This window comes from Luteibacter sp. SVR4-7G, from assembly GCF_056755555.1.
On sequence record NZ_JBPGXO010000022.1, the window covers coordinates 25,291 to 41,377 of the forward strand.

12 protein-coding genes, 1 tRNA gene and 1 pseudogene are annotated in these 16,087 nt (G+C 65.2%); 8 read left to right on the plus strand and 6 right to left on the minus strand.

What is annotated here, in order from left to right; translation table 11 throughout:
• Window positions 1-44 precede the first annotated feature (44 nt).
• Window positions 45-1,064, plus strand: a pseudogene (locus tag ACR9ZH_RS10165) (alpha/beta hydrolase); the annotation flags it as partial.
• 121 nt (window positions 1,065-1,185) lie between these two features.
• Window positions 1,186-1,261, plus strand: a tRNA-Ala gene (locus tag ACR9ZH_RS10170).
• Window positions 1,262-1,334: 73 nt separating this feature from the next.
• Here ACR9ZH_RS10170 and ACR9ZH_RS10175 read toward each other — a convergent pair.
• Together ACR9ZH_RS10175 and ACR9ZH_RS10180 are read right to left on the minus strand one after the other, a co-directional pair.
• Window positions 1,335-1,964, minus strand: coding sequence for an ATPase (locus tag ACR9ZH_RS10175; RefSeq protein WP_481290645.1), 630 nt, complete (start codon window positions 1,962-1,964; stop codon window positions 1,335-1,337).
• A complete protein-coding gene (locus ACR9ZH_RS10180; protein WP_481290646.1) occupies window positions 1,961-2,317 on the minus strand; it encodes a type II toxin-antitoxin system prevent-host-death family antitoxin in 357 nt (118 codons plus the stop codon). Before ACR9ZH_RS10180 ends, ACR9ZH_RS10175 begins: the two co-directional genes overlap by 4 nt.
• A 128-nt stretch (window positions 2,318-2,445) precedes the next feature.
• On the opposite strand from ACR9ZH_RS10180, the gene ACR9ZH_RS10185 reads away from it, so the two are divergent.
• The 5 genes from ACR9ZH_RS10185 to pgaD all read left to right on the plus strand — a co-directional run bounded on the left by ACR9ZH_RS10185 (window position 2,446) and on the right by pgaD (window position 8,479).
• Entirely contained in the window at window positions 2,446-2,637 is a 192-nt protein-coding gene (locus ACR9ZH_RS10185; RefSeq protein ID WP_481290647.1) for a hypothetical protein, read from the plus strand.
• Window positions 2,638-2,938: 301 nt separating this feature from the next.
• Window positions 2,939-4,912 (plus strand): poly-beta-1,6 N-acetyl-D-glucosamine export porin PgaA, encoded by a 1,974-nt coding sequence (gene pgaA, locus ACR9ZH_RS10190; protein WP_481290648.1) that lies wholly within the window; start codon window positions 2,939-2,941, stop codon window positions 4,910-4,912.
• Between the two features lie 5 nt (window positions 4,913-4,917).
• On the plus strand, window positions 4,918-6,792 hold the full coding sequence (gene pgaB, locus ACR9ZH_RS10195) for a poly-beta-1,6-N-acetyl-D-glucosamine N-deacetylase PgaB (protein WP_481290688.1): 1,875 nt from the start codon (window positions 4,918-4,920) through the stop codon (window positions 6,790-6,792).
• Entirely contained in the window at window positions 6,789-8,039 is a 1,251-nt protein-coding gene (pgaC, locus tag ACR9ZH_RS10200) for a poly-beta-1,6-N-acetyl-D-glucosamine synthase (protein ID WP_481290649.1), read from the plus strand. Before pgaB ends, pgaC begins: the two co-directional genes overlap by 4 nt.
• Window positions 8,036-8,479, plus strand: a complete 444-nt coding sequence (pgaD, locus tag ACR9ZH_RS10205; RefSeq protein WP_481290650.1) for a poly-beta-1,6-N-acetyl-D-glucosamine biosynthesis protein PgaD — start codon at window positions 8,036-8,038, stop codon at window positions 8,477-8,479. The genes pgaC and pgaD overlap by 4 nt, the downstream gene beginning before the upstream one ends.
• Window positions 8,480-8,525: 46 nt before the next feature.
• Here pgaD and egtB read toward each other — a convergent pair whose 3' ends face one another.
• Both egtB and ACR9ZH_RS10215 read right to left on the minus strand, forming a co-directional pair.
• On the minus strand, window positions 8,526-10,694 hold the full coding sequence (gene egtB, locus ACR9ZH_RS10210) for an ergothioneine biosynthesis protein EgtB (RefSeq protein WP_481290651.1): 2,169 nt from the start codon (window positions 10,692-10,694) through the stop codon (window positions 8,526-8,528).
• 23 nt (window positions 10,695-10,717) lie between these two features.
• A complete protein-coding gene (locus ACR9ZH_RS10215; protein ID WP_481290652.1) occupies window positions 10,718-11,095 on the minus strand; it encodes a DUF427 domain-containing protein in 378 nt (125 codons plus the stop codon).
• Between the two features lie 231 nt (window positions 11,096-11,326).
• Between ACR9ZH_RS10215 and ACR9ZH_RS10220 the strand changes: the two genes are divergently transcribed.
• On the plus strand, window positions 11,327-12,847 hold the full coding sequence (locus ACR9ZH_RS10220) for a GGDEF domain-containing protein (RefSeq protein ID WP_481290653.1): 1,521 nt from the start codon (window positions 11,327-11,329) through the stop codon (window positions 12,845-12,847).
• A 25-nt stretch (window positions 12,848-12,872) separates the two neighbouring features.
• Here the strand turns inward: ACR9ZH_RS10220 and ACR9ZH_RS10225 are convergent, their stop codons facing one another.
• Complete coding sequence (locus ACR9ZH_RS10225) at window positions 12,873-14,654, minus strand: XVIPCD domain-containing protein (RefSeq protein WP_481290654.1); 1,782 nt, start codon at window positions 14,652-14,654, stop codon at window positions 12,873-12,875.
• 12 nt (window positions 14,655-14,666) lie between these two features.
• Window positions 14,667-15,668 (minus strand): hypothetical protein, encoded by a 1,002-nt coding sequence (locus tag ACR9ZH_RS10230; RefSeq protein ID WP_481290655.1) that lies wholly within the window; start codon window positions 15,666-15,668, stop codon window positions 14,667-14,669.
• Between the last annotated feature and the right edge of the window lie 419 nt (window positions 15,669-16,087).

The window sequence follows — 16,087 nt, forward strand, 5'->3', positions numbered from 1 at the left end:
CGGCCGCTGCGTATGCTGGCCCGGTCACTCGATGGAACCAGCCGATGCGTCTTGTCCCGGTATTTCTCGCCGCCGGCCTTCTGCTGGCGGGCAACATCGCGCAGGCAGCCGACGGCGCCGGCAGCGCTGCGAAGACCTTCGGCGACATACGCCAGGCCAGCCTCGCCGGTGGCGTGGATGAAGCCGGGTATCGTCGCATCGGCGGCATCGAGCAATGGATCACCGTGCGCGGACGCCACAAGGACGCACCGCTGCTGCTGTTCCTGCACGGCGGGCCCGGTTTCACCTCCACGCCTACCAGCTACTTCGAAACCGCGGGCTGGCAGGAATATTTCCTCGTGGCCGAATGGGATCAACGAGGCGCGGGAAAGACGCTGGCACGGGCTCCCGGCAACCAGGGGCCCCTCACGATCGAGCGCATGATCGACGATGCCGAAGCGGTGGCCGCCGACCTCCGTCAGCGCTACCACCGGAAGACCATCGCGCTCATGGGACATTCCTGGGGAACCGTGCTCGGCGTCGAACTCGCACGACGGCATCCGGACTGGTTCAGCGTCTACGTGGGCATGGGGCAGTTCGTTGACTTCCAGCAGAGCGAACGCATGGGTTTCGCGAAGACCCTCGCCGAGGCCAGGGCTGCGGGCGACACCGAAGCGGTCAAGGCACTGGAGGCCATCACGCCCTACCCGGATCCCGCCCATCCCGAGCGCGACCTCGCCCACATCGGGACGGAGCGCCAATGGCTCAACAAGTACCGCGGCGAGTACTGGACGGGAAACGGCGCGATGTACGCCGGTTTGCTGGACATGAGCCCCGATGCCACCGCCGCCGAACTCGACGTGCGCAACCGCGGCATGGCTTCCAGCATCCAGACCTTGTGGCCGGCAGTGAGCCGGGTCAGCTTCAACGATGCCACGCAGTTCCGGCTGCCCATCGTCCTGCTGGAAGGCCGTCACGACCGCGCGGTGTCGGCGGAGTTGGCCTCCCGCTGGTTCGAACGCGTGCAGGTACCGCGCAAGCGGCTGGTATGGTTCGAGGATTCGGCCCACCAGATACCCAACGAGGAACCAGCCAAGCTGCTGGTGACGCTGGTAAACGAGGTGCTTCCACTGGCAGGGAAGGCGACCGCCGCTCGCCCTGACCCGTTGGCAGCATCGATTCCGGCTGATATAGTTATCGCTTCGTGGGGCGGTAGCTCAGCTGGGAGAGCGTCGCGTTCGCAATGCGAAGGTCGGGAGTTCGATCCTCCTCCGCTCCACCACTTTCGAAAGGGCCTGGCCGATCGCCGGGCCCTTTTCTTTTCCGGCGGTCCGCATCCAGTACGTCGATCAGATTCAGCGTCCCAGTGCCGCTTCGAGTAACGGCTTTGCCCAGTCCGGTGTGCGCCGTAAACCCGCCAGATCCTCCGGCTGCACCAGCGCTCCGTTGACGATCCCGGCGATCAGACGCGGATCCGGAATCGCTGCGCCGTGCGGGACATCCACACTGTTGTCGTACACCTGCAACACCGCGATGAACGGCATCAATGCCACCAGGTTCTCGAGCGACGAAACATAGCGCTCGCGGATCTTCGCTTCGGGGATGTCGTGCCCCCCGGCCACGACGCGCGCCTCGACCCTTGCGATGTGCCGCTCCGGCGACGGGAGGCCGCAGAACCACATCAGCACGTCGTGCGTACGGGAAGCTTCGGCAAGTTTCGCCGGAACGGTGCGGCCGCCGAGCGTGGTTTCAAAAGCGTAGGCAGTGCGACGGTCCATCGCCTCGTCCAGGCGGCGCATGCCTTCCTGCCATGCTGCAGCGTTCGCTTCGGTCTGGCTGCAGCCGGTCGCGGCGACGAGTTCGCGCGCGAAGGTATCGGGATTGAACCAGTCCATGCCTGCCTGACGCAGGCGATAACCGCCGATGGAACTCTTGCCCGCGCCGTTGACGCCCGCTAGGACGTAGAGGACGGGCCGTCCCTTCAATGCGTCTCCCCGGCCTTGACCTTACCGCCCAACGTGGTCGGTCCCTGCATCAGCGCACGCAGACGGTCGCTGGCGTCGTCCGCCTGCAGCGCGGCAAGCCGTTTGTCGAAGCGGCTGCGAAGTGCCTCCAGCGCCGATTCCTGTTTCGCGCCGGCGTCGTCCAAAGCACGCTGGATGCGTCCGTACTCCTCGGCGGAAAGGATCACCGCTTCGGGCTCGCTGTGATTGGTTACCACCACCTTGCCCGTTCGGCCGATGGCACGCATCACGCCGCGCCAGCCGAGCTTCTTCACATCCGAAGCCGGGGTCTGGGGAAGGTTTTCCAGGGTGTCGAGCTTGAGGGTCAGGGCCATGGGACGATCCTGTAGGGGCTCTGAGGCCAATATATCCTAAATTTCCCTTTTTGGACCAATCGACTATACCCGGTCGCGACACATGTCCAGGCATCCTCGAGCTATCTCCACGCGCGGGAAGCCATCCCATGACCCCTCTCGACAAACCACTCAAGCGCGAACTGGACGTCGATGGCCAGGCCTACACGCTCACCATCGACCCCGACGGCCTGAAGCTTGTCGCCAAGGGGAAACGCAACGGCGTTTCGCTTGCCTGGAAAGATGTGTTGAGCGGCGATGCCGGACTTGCCGCGGCACTCCAGGCTTCCGTCAGCCCATGAGCAATTCCTGCGCGGCCGCGCTCTATAACTTTCAGCCTAGACCTCCCTGACTACGTAAACCAGACCTGTGCCGGATGTCGCTGGCACGATGTTTGCGGCGACAATAGCGGGCTGGGTCGCTGACGTAGGGATGTCGCGACACCTTTTTTTCACCGCCGCCGCCGGAATGATTGTTCACGGGGTCGGAAGGGAGCTGGTTGGCAGGATGACTCTGAATACGGCGATACGCCCGTGCGCTGCACGGGTGTCACGGGTGCGGCTGTGCCTGGCTTTGCTTCTGGCGGTCCAAGGGCCGCTTGCGGTGGCGGCCGATAATGCCACTGAACGCGACGCACTGATGGCCAGGGCGCTGCAGGAGCGGGAGGCGGGACATCGCGTCGATGCCCTCGCGCACTGCCAGGCACTGCTGGACCGCTGGCCGGATGATCGCGAGGCGCGCGCGCTGAACGTCACTCTGTTGACGGAACTCGGTGCCAGCACGCGTGCCGGAGAACTGGCGGCGGCACTCCAGCCGGGTCTGACGGTCGCGGAACGGAACCGCCTCGGTGCGGACCAGGTGGCCCAGGAGATCCGCTGGGCCGACGGCGAACCGGCGGACCGGTTCCATCCTTACGTGGAGGCCGATAAGTCCGTGGACGATGCGCGCCGCGTCGCCGACGATCCGTTGCTTCCCGCAGGCCTCCGCCAACGCGCCGGTTTCGATCTTCTTGTTGCTCTTTCCCGGGCAGGCCGCGCCGACGAAGCCGCCGCCCGCTACGACGCGCTGCACGCCCAGGGTGTGACCTTGCCTGCCTACGTCGAACGCGCCGCTGCCGATGCTTTGCTGGCGAAACGCCGTCCGGCTGAAGCGGCCAGACTCTATGAAGATGCCATCGCCCAGGATCCGGGTCCCTACGACGCCAATGAAAGCGAGCCGCGCATCGGCCTGATGTACGCGTACCTCGAATCCGGTGAAACGCGAAAGGCCTTCCAGACGATCGACGATCTGTCCGCGAAGGAAACACCGTGGATCCGGGTACCCGGTAGCACCCTGCCCATCCAGAACCCGCGCAAGATGGACGCGGACCTCAATGCCGCCGCCGTGCGCGATTACGTCGACATGCATGCCGACGCCTATGCGCGCCTGGATGCGTTCAGCCGCGAAGCGCCCTCCAACGCACAGCTGCGCAGCGAGCTCGGCATGACGGAGCTGGCCCGCGGCTGGCCGCGTCGCGCCCTCGAGGATTTCGCCATCGCCCTGACGCTCGACCCGCGCGAGGCCGGCGCGTATATCGGCAAGGCCAACGCCAGCCGTGTCGTCGACGACTACGCAACGGTAGACGAAAACCTCGCCGTCGCGCGATCGCTTGCGGCGCGCAACCCGCGCGTCGATCGCGCCCAGGAGTCGTGGGATCGCGAGCGCGGGTGGCAGTTCGACGTCGAGACCGAGCAAGGCAAGGGCTCCAGCCCGGACTTCGGCGATCGTGACGGGACTACCCAGGCCACGATCGCCAGTCCGCTGATCGGCGACCACTGGCGTGTCCTCGCGCTTGGCCGCTATGCCACGGCCGACCTGCCCGAAGGCGACGTGCGGCGCAGCCGCGCGGGGCTGGGTATCCGCGGCTATGCACGCGGCCTCGAGGCTTACCTCCAGGTCCTGCCCTCCACGGACCGCTATGTCGCCCGGACGGCGATCGAAGCCGGCTTCAACTGGGCGCTGAACGATCACTGGGCCTGGGCCGCCGACTACAGCACCGCAGGAGACGACACGCCGCTGCGCGCCCAGTTCTACGGCGTCTCGGCGAAGACCCTGGACACGACGGTGACGTGGCGCGCGAGCGAGCTGACCCAGGCCCGCATCGGCCTCTCGCACGATCGCTTCAGCGACGGCAACCGGCGCAACGGCTGGCTGGCGTCGATCGTCCAGCGCCTGCACACGGCGCCCGACCTTGCCCTCGACGGCGGCATCGAAATCGGCGGGTCGACCAACACGCTCGCCGATCGCGCGTACTTCAATCCCCGCCGCGATCGCAGCTATGCGCTCACCGGCCGGTTGGAAAACGTGCTCGGCCAGTTCTACGAACGCAGCGTGACGCAACGGATCGACGTCGCCGCCGGCCAGTACGCCGAACGCGGATACGCCACCGGCTGGATGGCCAGCGTGCGCTACGGCCAGATCATCCAGACCGGCCCCGGCTTCCGCGTCGGCTGGGGTCTCGGCTGGCACAACCAACCCTACGATGGGCGGCGCGAACATCGCGTCGTCCTCGATCTGACCCTGCACTGGGGAGAATGAGAGTGATGCGCCCGCTGTCGATCCTGCTGGCCCTGCTGGGGCTCGCGCTTCCCGCGTTCGCGCAGCAGGCCGCCCCCGTGCGGCCTGCCCTGACCGTGCTCGCCTATCACGACGTGCGTGACGACGTTCGCCTCAGCGGCGACCGCGATCCGGACGCCCTCAGCACCGACCACCTCATTTCGCAGTTCGAGTGGCTCAAGGCGAACGGCTACCACGTCGTCAGCCTCGGGCAGGTCGTGCAGGCGAGCCAGGGCGGCGCGCCACTGCCGAAGGATGCCGTGCTGCTCACCTTCGACGACGGCCTGGAGAGCTTCTACACCCGCGTGTATCCCCTCCTGCGCGCGTACAACTATCCCGCCGTGCAGGCGCTGGTCGGTTCGTGGATCGACATGCCTGACGGCAAGCGCATGCCGTACAACGGCAGCGACTGCGATCGCTCCTGCTTCCTTACCTGGGAGCAGGTGGTGGAGATGCACAAGTCCGGACTGGTGGAGATCGCGTCGCATACCTGGGGCATGCACCAGGGCCACGATGCCAACCCGCAGGGCAACCTCCTGCCCACGGCGGCCTCGCTGGGCTACGACGATGGCAAGCACCGCTACGAAACCGCCGACGAATACCGCACCCGCCTGCGCGACGACCTCGAGCGCAGCGCCAGCGAGATCGCACGCCATATCGGCGTGCGCCCGCGTGCGCTCGCCTGGCCGTATGGCGAATACACCCGTGTCGGCCGCGACGTGGCCGCCGGGGTGGGCATGACCGTCACCTTCAGCCTCAGCGACGACGCGCCGAGCCTCATGCCCGGCCGCACTGTACCGCGCCTGCTCGTGAGCGATAACATCACCGCCAACCGGCTGGGCTGGCTGATGCGCCACCAGTTGCAGGTAAGCCCCACGCGCACGGTGCAGGTCGATCTCGACTACGTCTACGATCCGGACCCGGCGCAGCAGGATCGCAACCTGTCGAAGCTGCTGGACCGGGTCAAGCGCATGCACGTGACCGACGTCTGGCTGCAGGCCTACGCCGATCCCGATGGCGACGGCGTCGCGGACGCGGTGTATTTCCCCAACCGCCACCTGCCCGTTCGCGCGGACCTCTTCTCGCGCGTGTCGTGGCAGCTGCGTACCCGTGCCGGCGTGCGCGTATACGCCTGGATGCCCGTGCTGGCATTCCGCTTCCCGGGCGGCGGGACGCTGCCGACGCTCGCGGGCGAACCGAAGCCTGGTGGCGACCATTACCGCCTCGCGCCGTACGACCCGAAGGTGCGCGCGATGATTGGCGACGTCTATGAAGACCTCGCCATGTACACCGACACGGCCGGCGTCCTGTTCTCCGACGATGCCTATCTGCGCGACACCGACAACCTCGGGCCGTGGGCGAAGAACACCCCGGCGCAGAACACCCAGGCCCTGATCGACTTCACCCAGGAACTGGTCACGCGCATGCGGCCGTGGCGTCCGCAGTTGCTCACCGCGCGCAACATCTACGCCCGTCCGATCCTGGAGCCCGGTGCGGAAGCCTGGTTTGCACAGAGCCTTCCGGCGTTCAACCGCGCGTATGGCCTGACCGCGGTGATGGCGATGCCTCAGCTGGACCAACAAGCGGATCGCCTTGGCTGGTACCGCAAGCTGGTCGCGGCTGTGCAAGCCACGCCGGACGCGATGGACCGCACGATGTTCGAGTTCGCCGCACAGGACTGGCGCACGCACCAGCCCATCCCCTCCCGGGACATCGCTGCCCGCATGCGCGCCGTGCAGGCGCTGGGCGCGCGCCACATCGGCTACTACCCGGACGACTTCATCAACGACCAACCGTCCCTGGAAGCCATACGCCCGGCGATTTCGGCGTCCGATTACCCTTATCCGGAGCCAGCGCGATGAATGGCAGCATCCTCCACGCCCTGCTCGAGTTCGCGTTCTATTACCCGCTGGTGATGTCGCTCATCTGGATGAGCGGCGGCGTCATCTACTTCCTGCGCTGGGAACGCAGGGAGCCTCCGCGCGTGCGGCCGAAGCCACTGGCCGAGTATCCGATGGTGAGCCTCGTGGTGCCCTGCCACAACGAAGGCCAGCAGGTGCGCGAGACCGTTGCCCATCTCGCCTCGCAGCAGTACCCGAACTTCGAGATCATCGCGATCGATGACGGTTCGACGGACGATACGGGCGTGCAGCTCGACCAGCTGATGGAGCAATACCCCGCGCTTCGCGTCATCCACATGTCGAGCAACCAGGGCAAGGCCATGGGCCTGCGCGCGGCGGCGCTCGCCTCGCGCTCCGACTTCCTCGTCTGCGTGGACGGCGATGCCCTGCTCGACGACTACGCCACGCACTGGATGATGATGCACATGCTCGAGAGCCCGCGCGTCGCCGCGGTGACGGGCAATCCGCGCATCCGCAACCGCTCCACCCTCCTGGGCAAGCTCCAGGTGGGCGAGTTCTCCTCGATCATCGGCCTGATCAAGCGCGCGCAGCGCGTGTACGGGCGCATTTTCACGGTCTCAGGCGTGATCGCCTGCTTCCGCAAGAGTGCGCTGCACGATGTCGGCTACTGGAACACCGACATGGTCACCGAAGACATCGACGTGAGCTGGCGGCTGCAGATGCGCCACTGGGAAATCCGCTACGAGCCCAACGCGCTGTGCTGGATCCTCATGCCGGAAACCGTGCGCGGCCTCTGGAAGCAGCGCCTGCGCTGGGCCCAGGGCGGCTCCGAGGTGTTGCTCCGTTACACCGCGGGGCTGTTCAAGTGGCGACAGCGGCGCATGTGGCCGGTGGCCTTCGAGTACGTGATGAGCCTGCTCTGGTCGTACACGATGTCGTTGATCATCGTACTGTGGCTGCTTGGTTGTTTCATCCCCTTGCCGCCCTCGCTGTACGTCGACACCTTGCTTCCGCAGTGGCACGGCGTGGTGCTCGGCGCCGTTTGCCTCCTGCAGTTCCTCATCAGCCTGCTGGTCGACCGCCGCTACGAAACGCGCATCGGCCGCAACTACTACTGGATGATCTGGTACCCGCTGGCGTATTGGCTGCTCAACACGGCGACCTCGGTGGTCGCGCTGCCCAAGGCGATCCTGAAACGCCGCGGCACACGCGCCATCTGGGTCAGCCCGGACCGGGGACTTCGATGAAAGCCGAAACCATCATCATCCAGCGCCCGGAACGCCAGTCCACGGCGCAGAGGGCTGCCTTCGCCACCGTCACGGTGGTCGCCTGGTTGTTCTGGGTGTTCCTGTGGCTACCCTTGCTGACCCTCGGCGCCTGGGCCCTCGGCCTGCGCGACGCGTGGTTGCAGTTGCACGTGCTCAATCCCATCGGCGACGGAGGAGACATCAACATCATCCTCCTCGTTGCCGTGGCCTGTGCCGCCGTCTTCAGCAGCTGGTCCGGCTACAACCACGCGCGCTTCGCTGGCAAGCAGAAGCGTCGCGGCAACAAGCCGGTGGACGTCGCCCAGACGGCCGCCGCCATCGGCGCGAGCACCGGCGATGCAATGAGGATGCAGGCGAACCGCAGGACCGTGGTCAGCGTAAGCCAGGACGGCTTCATGACAGTGGAAGAGGCCCGCTAACGTCGCCCTGTGGAAGCGCGCTGGCGCGCTTCCACAGGCACCAGGCTCAGTTCGCCTTCAGGACGAACACGCCGAACGCCGGATCGGCCGAGATCCACTCCCTCTCGATCAGCCAGCCGCCGGCCTGCGCCAGCCGGGCGAACGAGGCTGGCGTGAACTTGTGCGAGTTCTCGGTGTGGATGGACTCGCCCGGGTCGAACGAGAACACCTGCCCCGCCACGGTCACGCGCTGCGGCTTGCTGCTCACGAGGTGCATCTCGATGCGTTCGAACGCAGGATTCCAGACGGCACGGTGCTCGAAGGCGCCGGGAACGAAATCGCCCCCGAGCTCGCGATTGATCCGGACGAGCAGGTTGCGGTTGAAGGCCGCCGTCACGCCTTCGGCATCGTCATAGGCGGCCAGCAGTACGCCGAGGTCCTTCACCTGGTCCGCACCGACGATGAAGCGGGCATCCGCCCCCAGCCGCTCGCGCACCGAGCGGAGCAGCGCCACCGCCTCGTCCGGCGTGAAGTTGCCGATCGTCGACCCCGGGAAGAACGCCACCACGGGCCTGCCCGCCAGGGCCTTCGGCACATCGATCGCATGGGTGAAGTCGCCCACCACCGGGTGCACGGCCAATGACGGATACGCTTTGCGAAGGCGCTCCACCGCACCGTCCAGCGCGTCGACGCTGATGTCGACGGGAACATAAGCCGAGATCCAGGGCGCGGCATCGAGCAGCATCCGCGTCTTGTCGCTCGCGCCGCTACCCAGTTCAAGCAGCACCGCTCCCTGCGGGATGACCTCCGCCAGGGCGGGTGCGATCTGGCGAAGCAGGGCCGTCTCCGTCCGTGTCGGGTAGTACTCGGGCGTGACGCAGATGGCCTCGAACAGCGCCGAGCCCGCGCCGTCGTAGAAGTACTTCGGGAGGAACGCCTTGGGTGAGCCGGAAAGCCCGATGAGCGTATCGCGCAGGAAGGTCAGCCTCTCGCCATCGGGCGGAGATCCGGGATCGCGTGCGAGGCGGACACCGCTGAACATCCAGCGCTGGCCATGCCGGTAGAAGTTGCGGTACGAAACGCGTGAATGTCCCGGCGGCGTGACGCTGGCGCCGCCACGCAGCACCATCTGGCCGCTCATGAACTTCCCGTTGTATTCGCCCACGGCATCGTCGGCCGCGCGGAAGCCGGGATATGGGGAATACGCGCTGGCGGTCCACTGCCAGGCCACGTCGTCCACCTGCTCCAGGTCGTTGCGCGTACGCATGGCGTGTTCCCACTCCGCCTCGGTCGGCAGACGCGCACCCGCCCAGCGCGCGAACGCGTCCGCCTCGTAATAGCTCACATGGGTCACCGGCGCGTCGGGGTCCACCGGGCGCCAGCCGCCGGGCGTCATGTGCGACCAGGCCTCGCCGTCGTGCTGCCAGTACAGCGGCGCATCCCAGCCTTCGGCCTGGCATTGCGCCCAGCCGTCGGAAAGCCACAGGTCGGCGCGGCGGTAGCCGCCGAGCGCCATGAAGGCCAGCCACTGGCCATTGGTGACGAGGCGGTCGGCGATCTCGAACGGCTCGAGCCATACCGTATGCGCCGGTCCCTCATTGTCGAAAGCGAAGTCCTCGTTCGCGACGCCGATCCGCACGGGGCCGCCGCCGACGGAGCGGAAGCGTCCCACCGGTCCGGCGGCCGGAGCGGTCCATGACGGGTCGAACGACGGCTTCAGCGGCGACTGCGCGAACAGGTGCTGCACGTCCATCACCAGCAATTCCTGGTGCTGTTCCTCATGGGCGAACCCCAGGCGGACCAGGGCCTTCAACTCGGCGGACAGTTCTCCGGCCAGCAACGCGCGCATATGCCTGTCCACGTGATGGCGGTAAGCCATCACGCGCTGGGTCGCCGGCCGGGTGAGCAGGCCACGCAGGGGACGCGGATGACGCGGCCCCACCGCTTCGTAATACGAGTTGAACAGATAACCGAAGTCGGCATCGAACACCTGGTAGCCGGGCAGGTTCGGTCCCAGCAGGAAGGTCTCGAAGAACCACGTGGTATGGGCCAGGTGCCATTTCGCGGGGCTGGCGTCGGGCATGGACTGCACCACCATGTCTTCCGGACCGAGGCCTTCCACCAGCGCTTCGGTACGGGCGCGCACGGCGTCGTAGCGGTCGGCGAGCGAAAGCAGGCCTTCACGGGCCCGGGCCTCGGCACCGGGGGCCGCGGAGGTGTCGATAAGGGCTTGCATAGGAACTCCCTGGGCTGCGGCGGTCAGTCGGGCATGTGCTCGATCTGCACGCGATCCGGGTAGAAAGCGAGATGGTCGCGGATCGGGGCGACCGGATCGTAGGGCGTCTCGTAAGACCAGACGGCGTTGATGGAGCGTTCCTCGTTGCCGGGCAGGCTGAAGTACGAGGCCTCGCCCTTGTACGGGCAATAGGTGTGGTGTTCGGTCCGCCGCAGGGCGGCCATGTCGGCGTCCTGGCGGGGGATATAGAACACGGGCGGATAGCTGGCTTCGCGCAGGACCAGCGCATTCCGGGTGTCGGCGACGACGCGGCCATCGAAGCGAACGACCACCCTTCCCCCGGAGGGTTTTACCGTGATCGGGTGGTCAGGGCCGGGAATCCTGACGGGACGTGAGGACATGGCGAGCTCCTTCGTGGCGGCTGAGACGGACATCCTGCGACCCGCGGGCGGCGAAACCAAGCCGACAAACGGGAACAGGTGACATTACCGATCCGCAAGAATCGGTTCTTGGACGGCACGACCGCTTTTGACAGAGCGCGCCTTCCACCCCCAACATCGCCCCATGGGCGCTAAACATCCGCTCCACCCGGCCGATATGTCTATTGTGTTGCAGGTGGCGGGAGGCTCGCCATGAGAGCGCTTATCGTCGCGGCGGCCATTGTCGCGGTCCATGCGGTCGGGTTGGTGGTCCTGCCCGGTCTCGGCATGACCCTCTCCTACACGTTCTTCTTTTCCGTGGCGGCCCTCGCCATGGCCAGCGTGGTGGTCGCACGGCGCCGCTCAGGGTCGCCCGGGGACCGGCGCTGGTGGCTGCTCCTGGCCAGCCTCGCCCTCTGGACTGTGGGCATGTCGCTCTCCGCCCGGCAGAACTACGTGCTGGAGAACTCCAATCCCGCGCCCGGCGACAGCATGTTCTTCTACATCCTGTACGTGCTGCCGGTACTGGTGACTGTCTCGTCCGCACCGGTGGCGGCGCGAAAGAACTGGGCGATGGGCATCGATCTGGCGCTGGCGACGCTGTTGATCGTGCTTTTCTACATTCGCACCTTCTCGATCGTCTCCCTCGAGGGCGCCGTCGGCACACAGGCGGCCGTGGACGTGGCATACATGCTGGACTTCGAAAACGGCTGCCTCGCCGTCGCCGCCCTGCTCCGCTATGCCGCCACGGACGATCCGGACGATCATTTCTTCTTCCGCGGTGTGACGGCCTTCTTCGTCACCTATGCGTTTTCGGGCTTCTTCTACAATCACTTCGTGGCGCTCGGCGGACACCCCGAATTCGGCACCTCGCCATGGGACACGCTGCTCGACCTGCCCTTCCTCGCGCTGTTCATCGCCGCGGTGACGCGGAAGCCGCAGCGGCAATGGCATCCGCCGGTATACCTCGTGCGCTTCGTGCAGAGCGCGAGTCCCACCTTCCTTGCGATGAGCGTCCTCGGCTTCGGATTGATGGTGATTCCCGGCTATCCGGTGCTCGGCATCGGCGGCGCCATCGCGGCGGTCATCGGCATCGGCCTTCGCGGCACGCTGGCCCAGGTGGATCTCGTGGAAGAGGAATTCCGGCTCATCCGCAGCCGGGACGAGCTACAGGGCCTGGTCTTCGTCGACAGCCTCACCGGCCTCGCCAATCGCCGCGCGCTGGACGAACGCCTGCTGCGCGAGTGGCACCGGCCCGGCCAGCAGGAGCCCATCGCCCTGCTGATGATCGACGTGGACCACTTCAAGGAATTCAATGATCGCTACGGCCACCTCGCCGGCGACGACTGCCTCCGCGCGCTTGCAGCGGCACTGGCCGGCCATGGCCAGCGCGCCGGCGATTTCATCGCCCGCTTCGGCGGCGAGGAGTTCGCCGTCGTGGCACCCGGCATGGGCCTGTCCGCGGCCGTCGCGCTCGCGGACGCCCTGAGGAAACAGGTGGAAGCGCTGTCCATCGGCCATTCGCTGAGTCCGTTCGGCGTCGTGACCATCAGCATCGGGGTCGCCACGGCAATCGCCACAACGGAAAACGGTCCGCTCGACCTGCTCAACGCGGCGGATCTGGCGCTTTATCGCGCGAAGCGATCGGGCCGCAACCGCGTAGGCAGTCAGGACGATGCGCGCATGTCCGCGGGGCGTATCGGGATGGAACACGAACGGCGGGAAATCGGGTGACTGTCGTGGGCCGTCGTGCTGTCATTCAAAGCGAACGCCCCATGCTGAGTTGCGCCTGCTGCGCTTGCACCTCCGCCATGATCTGCGCCTCCCGCTGGTCGTGCTGCCGGATCTGGGTCACGGCCTCCTCCGGCTGAGGAGGTGGCGTATCCAGGTCGATCTTTGCCGGCGTGGTCATCGGCCCCAGACCGATGAATTCCACCGTCCACTTCTCCTCATCCAGGCGTATCTCGGAGAGATTCCCTGCGGTGATCAGGTTTTCATGGCACGCCGCCGTGAACTGCAGGAGCCTGTCTTCCGAGGCATCGGGAATACGCCGCTGCAACTCGTTGTAGAGTTCGTGGTTGGCGCTGTCCGGATAGCGTGGGTCGTCACGTCCCAGCGTCGGTGCCATAGGGACGGCGTAGGTGGGCTGGATCCACGCCGACGGCTGGTCCAGCCCACGTTCCATCCACGGCTCGGGAGAGACTTCTCGCTGCCTTTCGAATGCTTCCATGGCCTCCGGCCATTGATCGGAACTGCGCGCGAGCGGGGTATTCAGCGACGGCATCACCGGAAGCTCGGCGCGCTTGTCGGGCCGGCCGAATGAGCATTCAACAGCGAACAAGCTCTCGGCGTCCTTGCTCAGCTCAATCCGGTCGACCCGGCACAGCCCTTCCGATCGAGCCGCGACCACCAGGGCCGCGCTCAGGTTGTCACTGTAGCGGTCCGGCTCCTTCCCGAATTGCCGATCAAGGCTATATACCTGTGCCTGTGCCTCCCGGTACAGATCGTGATCGGCATGCGCGGGATCGTCCAGCCGAAGGATGGGCATGAGCAGCGCCGGCGCAGCCGGTTCAGGGGCCAGCGACCGGTAAGCCGATAACGCCTCGTTGGGCTCGGGAGCCTGCAGATAGGGTGCATCCGGCTGGCCGATGGATCGCAACTCGGTGTCCACCGCGTTACGGACGGCCGCCATGGTGAGCGGGCCCGCGACGCCGTCGGCTACCAGTCCGCGGTCTCGCTGGAAGGCCTCCACGGCCAAGCGAGTGCGGCGGCCGTAGTCGCCGTCGGCTGTCAGCGGGCGCCCGTCGGCGTCGGTGTATCCCAGGCGGTTGAGGCTGGTCTGAAGCTGCTGGACATCCTCACGCATGCCCCTTCGCCGAAGAGAATCCACGTCCGCTTCCATCGCTGAAAGCTCGTCAACGCCGATTACCCCGTTCTGAATATCACGAATGAGCTCGGGCGTAATGAACGCCGCCCAGCTTGTCGCAGCGGCGCTACGACGTTGGGCAGCATGCGCGCCACCATTGATTCTCCCTCCGGCCGCTATTGGATCCTCCCTCATCCTTTGCGGAACCCTGTCGAACCAGAATGCCACCGCCAATTTGGCGGACACCTCCGGATCCGTCGCAAGTTCGGGATCGGACAGCAGATCGACGCCGATCTTGTCGCCAAACTTCTTGTAGTTATAGCGGCCGGTTATCTGGAAATGACCCCTGCCGTGAAATCTATAGCCATCGCCCACTTCCGAGTTTCCAAGGTCGCCCTCGTTCCGGCCTTCGTAGAGAATGGTGGCAATGCGCTCAGGATCTTTACTATCGATGGCATCCTGTATTTGTTCCCGCGTGTACCGGATCGCGGCAGAAGACGATGATTCGAGCAACCTCCTGATGTCGCGATAAACCAATGTCTCACGCATGGTCTTGAACCCATCGGTTTCGACCTGCGCATTACCCATAAAATTCGCGAGCTCAGCCGTAGACGTAATGCCTGAGTCGACTGCAGCTTTAAGAAGATGGGAAGAGGATCTATTCAGCGCTGGCATACAGTCAACCTCCTAGGGAACCAAGGATTGGTTCTTTGACAAGGTCTCTTGGATATCTTCCGGATCGAATATCCCCATCGGGATCGAACCTATGGTCGTTGGGTAAGAGACTTCTTCCTTGACGATTTGCACCCCGTAGGGGCCTTCTCCAGAAAGCGGGTAGATCGAATTGGCGCTGGAGAGGTGCCAAATGCCGTCGGTAAATTCGAATGAATAGCTGTATGAGCCGCCTCGGTGATAGTCATTTCGGTAGGAAACCTTACGAGGTGACAGTTCAAGCCGCGAATTCAGGCCAAGCTCCGTTGCTCTTCGATTGAAGTCATTTGCGTCGCAATTGACGACATTGCCTGTGCGGCCAGTCACCCGCATGTCTTTCCCCTCACCACGAAAGAGAACCAGCTCGCACGTGTATGCAATCTCGTCATCCGCGGGTAGTCCGGGATCCGGATCTTTGGGATGCCGCATGATGATCGCCATTGTTCGTTCGCCGCTGCCATCGGTGGCCGATTTGTAAGCAAGCAGGGCTCTGTCGTTGCCGACGAATTCACGGACCGCCGGAGGAACAGTCAGCGATTCAGGCATCGATTCGGAAGTTCCGTATGCGGAAGCCGCACCGACGCTCGACACTGCTGCGAAGGCCGCTAGTTGATGGAGTTTCACGTTATTTTCCTTGTCAGATTCTTTTTGTTTGTCGGATACGCCACTGGACGCGGCCGCAGGCGGCCCAAGCTCACGCCTCACCTGTTCATTGATAATTGCCACATCCCTCAGCAACTGCAGGTCATGCAGTGGGTCGCGAACGGCCGGCCTGTGGACCGGGATGAGTGACGACTTCGCGCGACCTTGCGCCGAACCTGGCCTGACTGGTCCCGAGTCTTCCTTCGTGTTCTCGGCAGGGTCTTCGACGCGTCGAACCTGCACCGGCGCCAGGGTGGCCCGCTTCAAGAATGTCTTGTCCTTGAAGAACCAGTTCTTCTGCGCCCGGATCGGCTTGCACCCTTCGTAAAAGATCAACTCGTCTGGGTGAAGTAGCCCGAGCCATAGGCTGCCGCGGCAACGGCGGTGGACGTGATAACGACGGCGGCAGCCGCCTTCCATGGATGCATGTGGGAACACTCCGTGCGAGACCGGCGGAAATGCTCGTGAATGTCGTCAGCGATGGCAATCATTCGTTGCCGTCTTGCGCTGTAGGCCTTGCTGTGCGGCGTCTCGGCGGGTTGCCGGAATCGCGTGTCGTTCTTCGGAAGCTTCCGATGATTCTTAAAGCGGATCGTTCGGACGATGCGGCGCAAGGGCTACTCGACGGGCCTCGATGCCCGTACGACAACGTCTTCGTTGGCCCTACAGACAAGCCCGAAGTGGATTGCTATCTTCGGGCCGTTGCCTGCACGCCCTTTCGAGATGCACGGTGCAGGCAACCATCGCTTTCATGC

What these genes read in the sequence shown, in the direction of transcription:
- ACR9ZH_RS10185 (WP_481290647.1), top strand. Translation starts at nt 2,446, where the DNA reads ATGACCCCTCTCGACAAACCACTCAAGCGCGAACTGGACGTCGATGGC.
- ACR9ZH_RS10220 (WP_481290653.1), top strand. Translation starts at nt 11,327, where the DNA reads ATGAGAGCGCTTATCGTCGCGGCGGCCATTGTCGCGGTCCATGCGGTC.
- ACR9ZH_RS10225 (WP_481290654.1), bottom strand. Translation starts at nt 14,654, where the DNA reads ATGCCAGCGCTGAATAGATCCTCTTCCCATCTTCTTAAAGCTGCAGTC.
- egtB (WP_481290651.1), bottom strand. Translation starts at nt 10,694, where the DNA reads ATGCAAGCCCTTATCGACACCTCCGCGGCCCCCGGTGCCGAGGCCCGG.
- pgaC (WP_481290649.1), top strand. Translation starts at nt 6,789, where the DNA reads ATGAATGGCAGCATCCTCCACGCCCTGCTCGAGTTCGCGTTCTATTAC.
- pgaD (WP_481290650.1), top strand. Translation starts at nt 8,036, where the DNA reads ATGAAAGCCGAAACCATCATCATCCAGCGCCCGGAACGCCAGTCCACG.
- pgaB (WP_481290688.1), top strand. Translation starts at nt 4,918, where the DNA reads ATGCGCCCGCTGTCGATCCTGCTGGCCCTGCTGGGGCTCGCGCTTCCC.
- ACR9ZH_RS10215 (WP_481290652.1), bottom strand. Translation starts at nt 11,095, where the DNA reads ATGTCCTCACGTCCCGTCAGGATTCCCGGCCCTGACCACCCGATCACG.
- ACR9ZH_RS10180 (WP_481290646.1), bottom strand. Translation starts at nt 2,317, where the DNA reads ATGGCCCTGACCCTCAAGCTCGACACCCTGGAAAACCTTCCCCAGACC.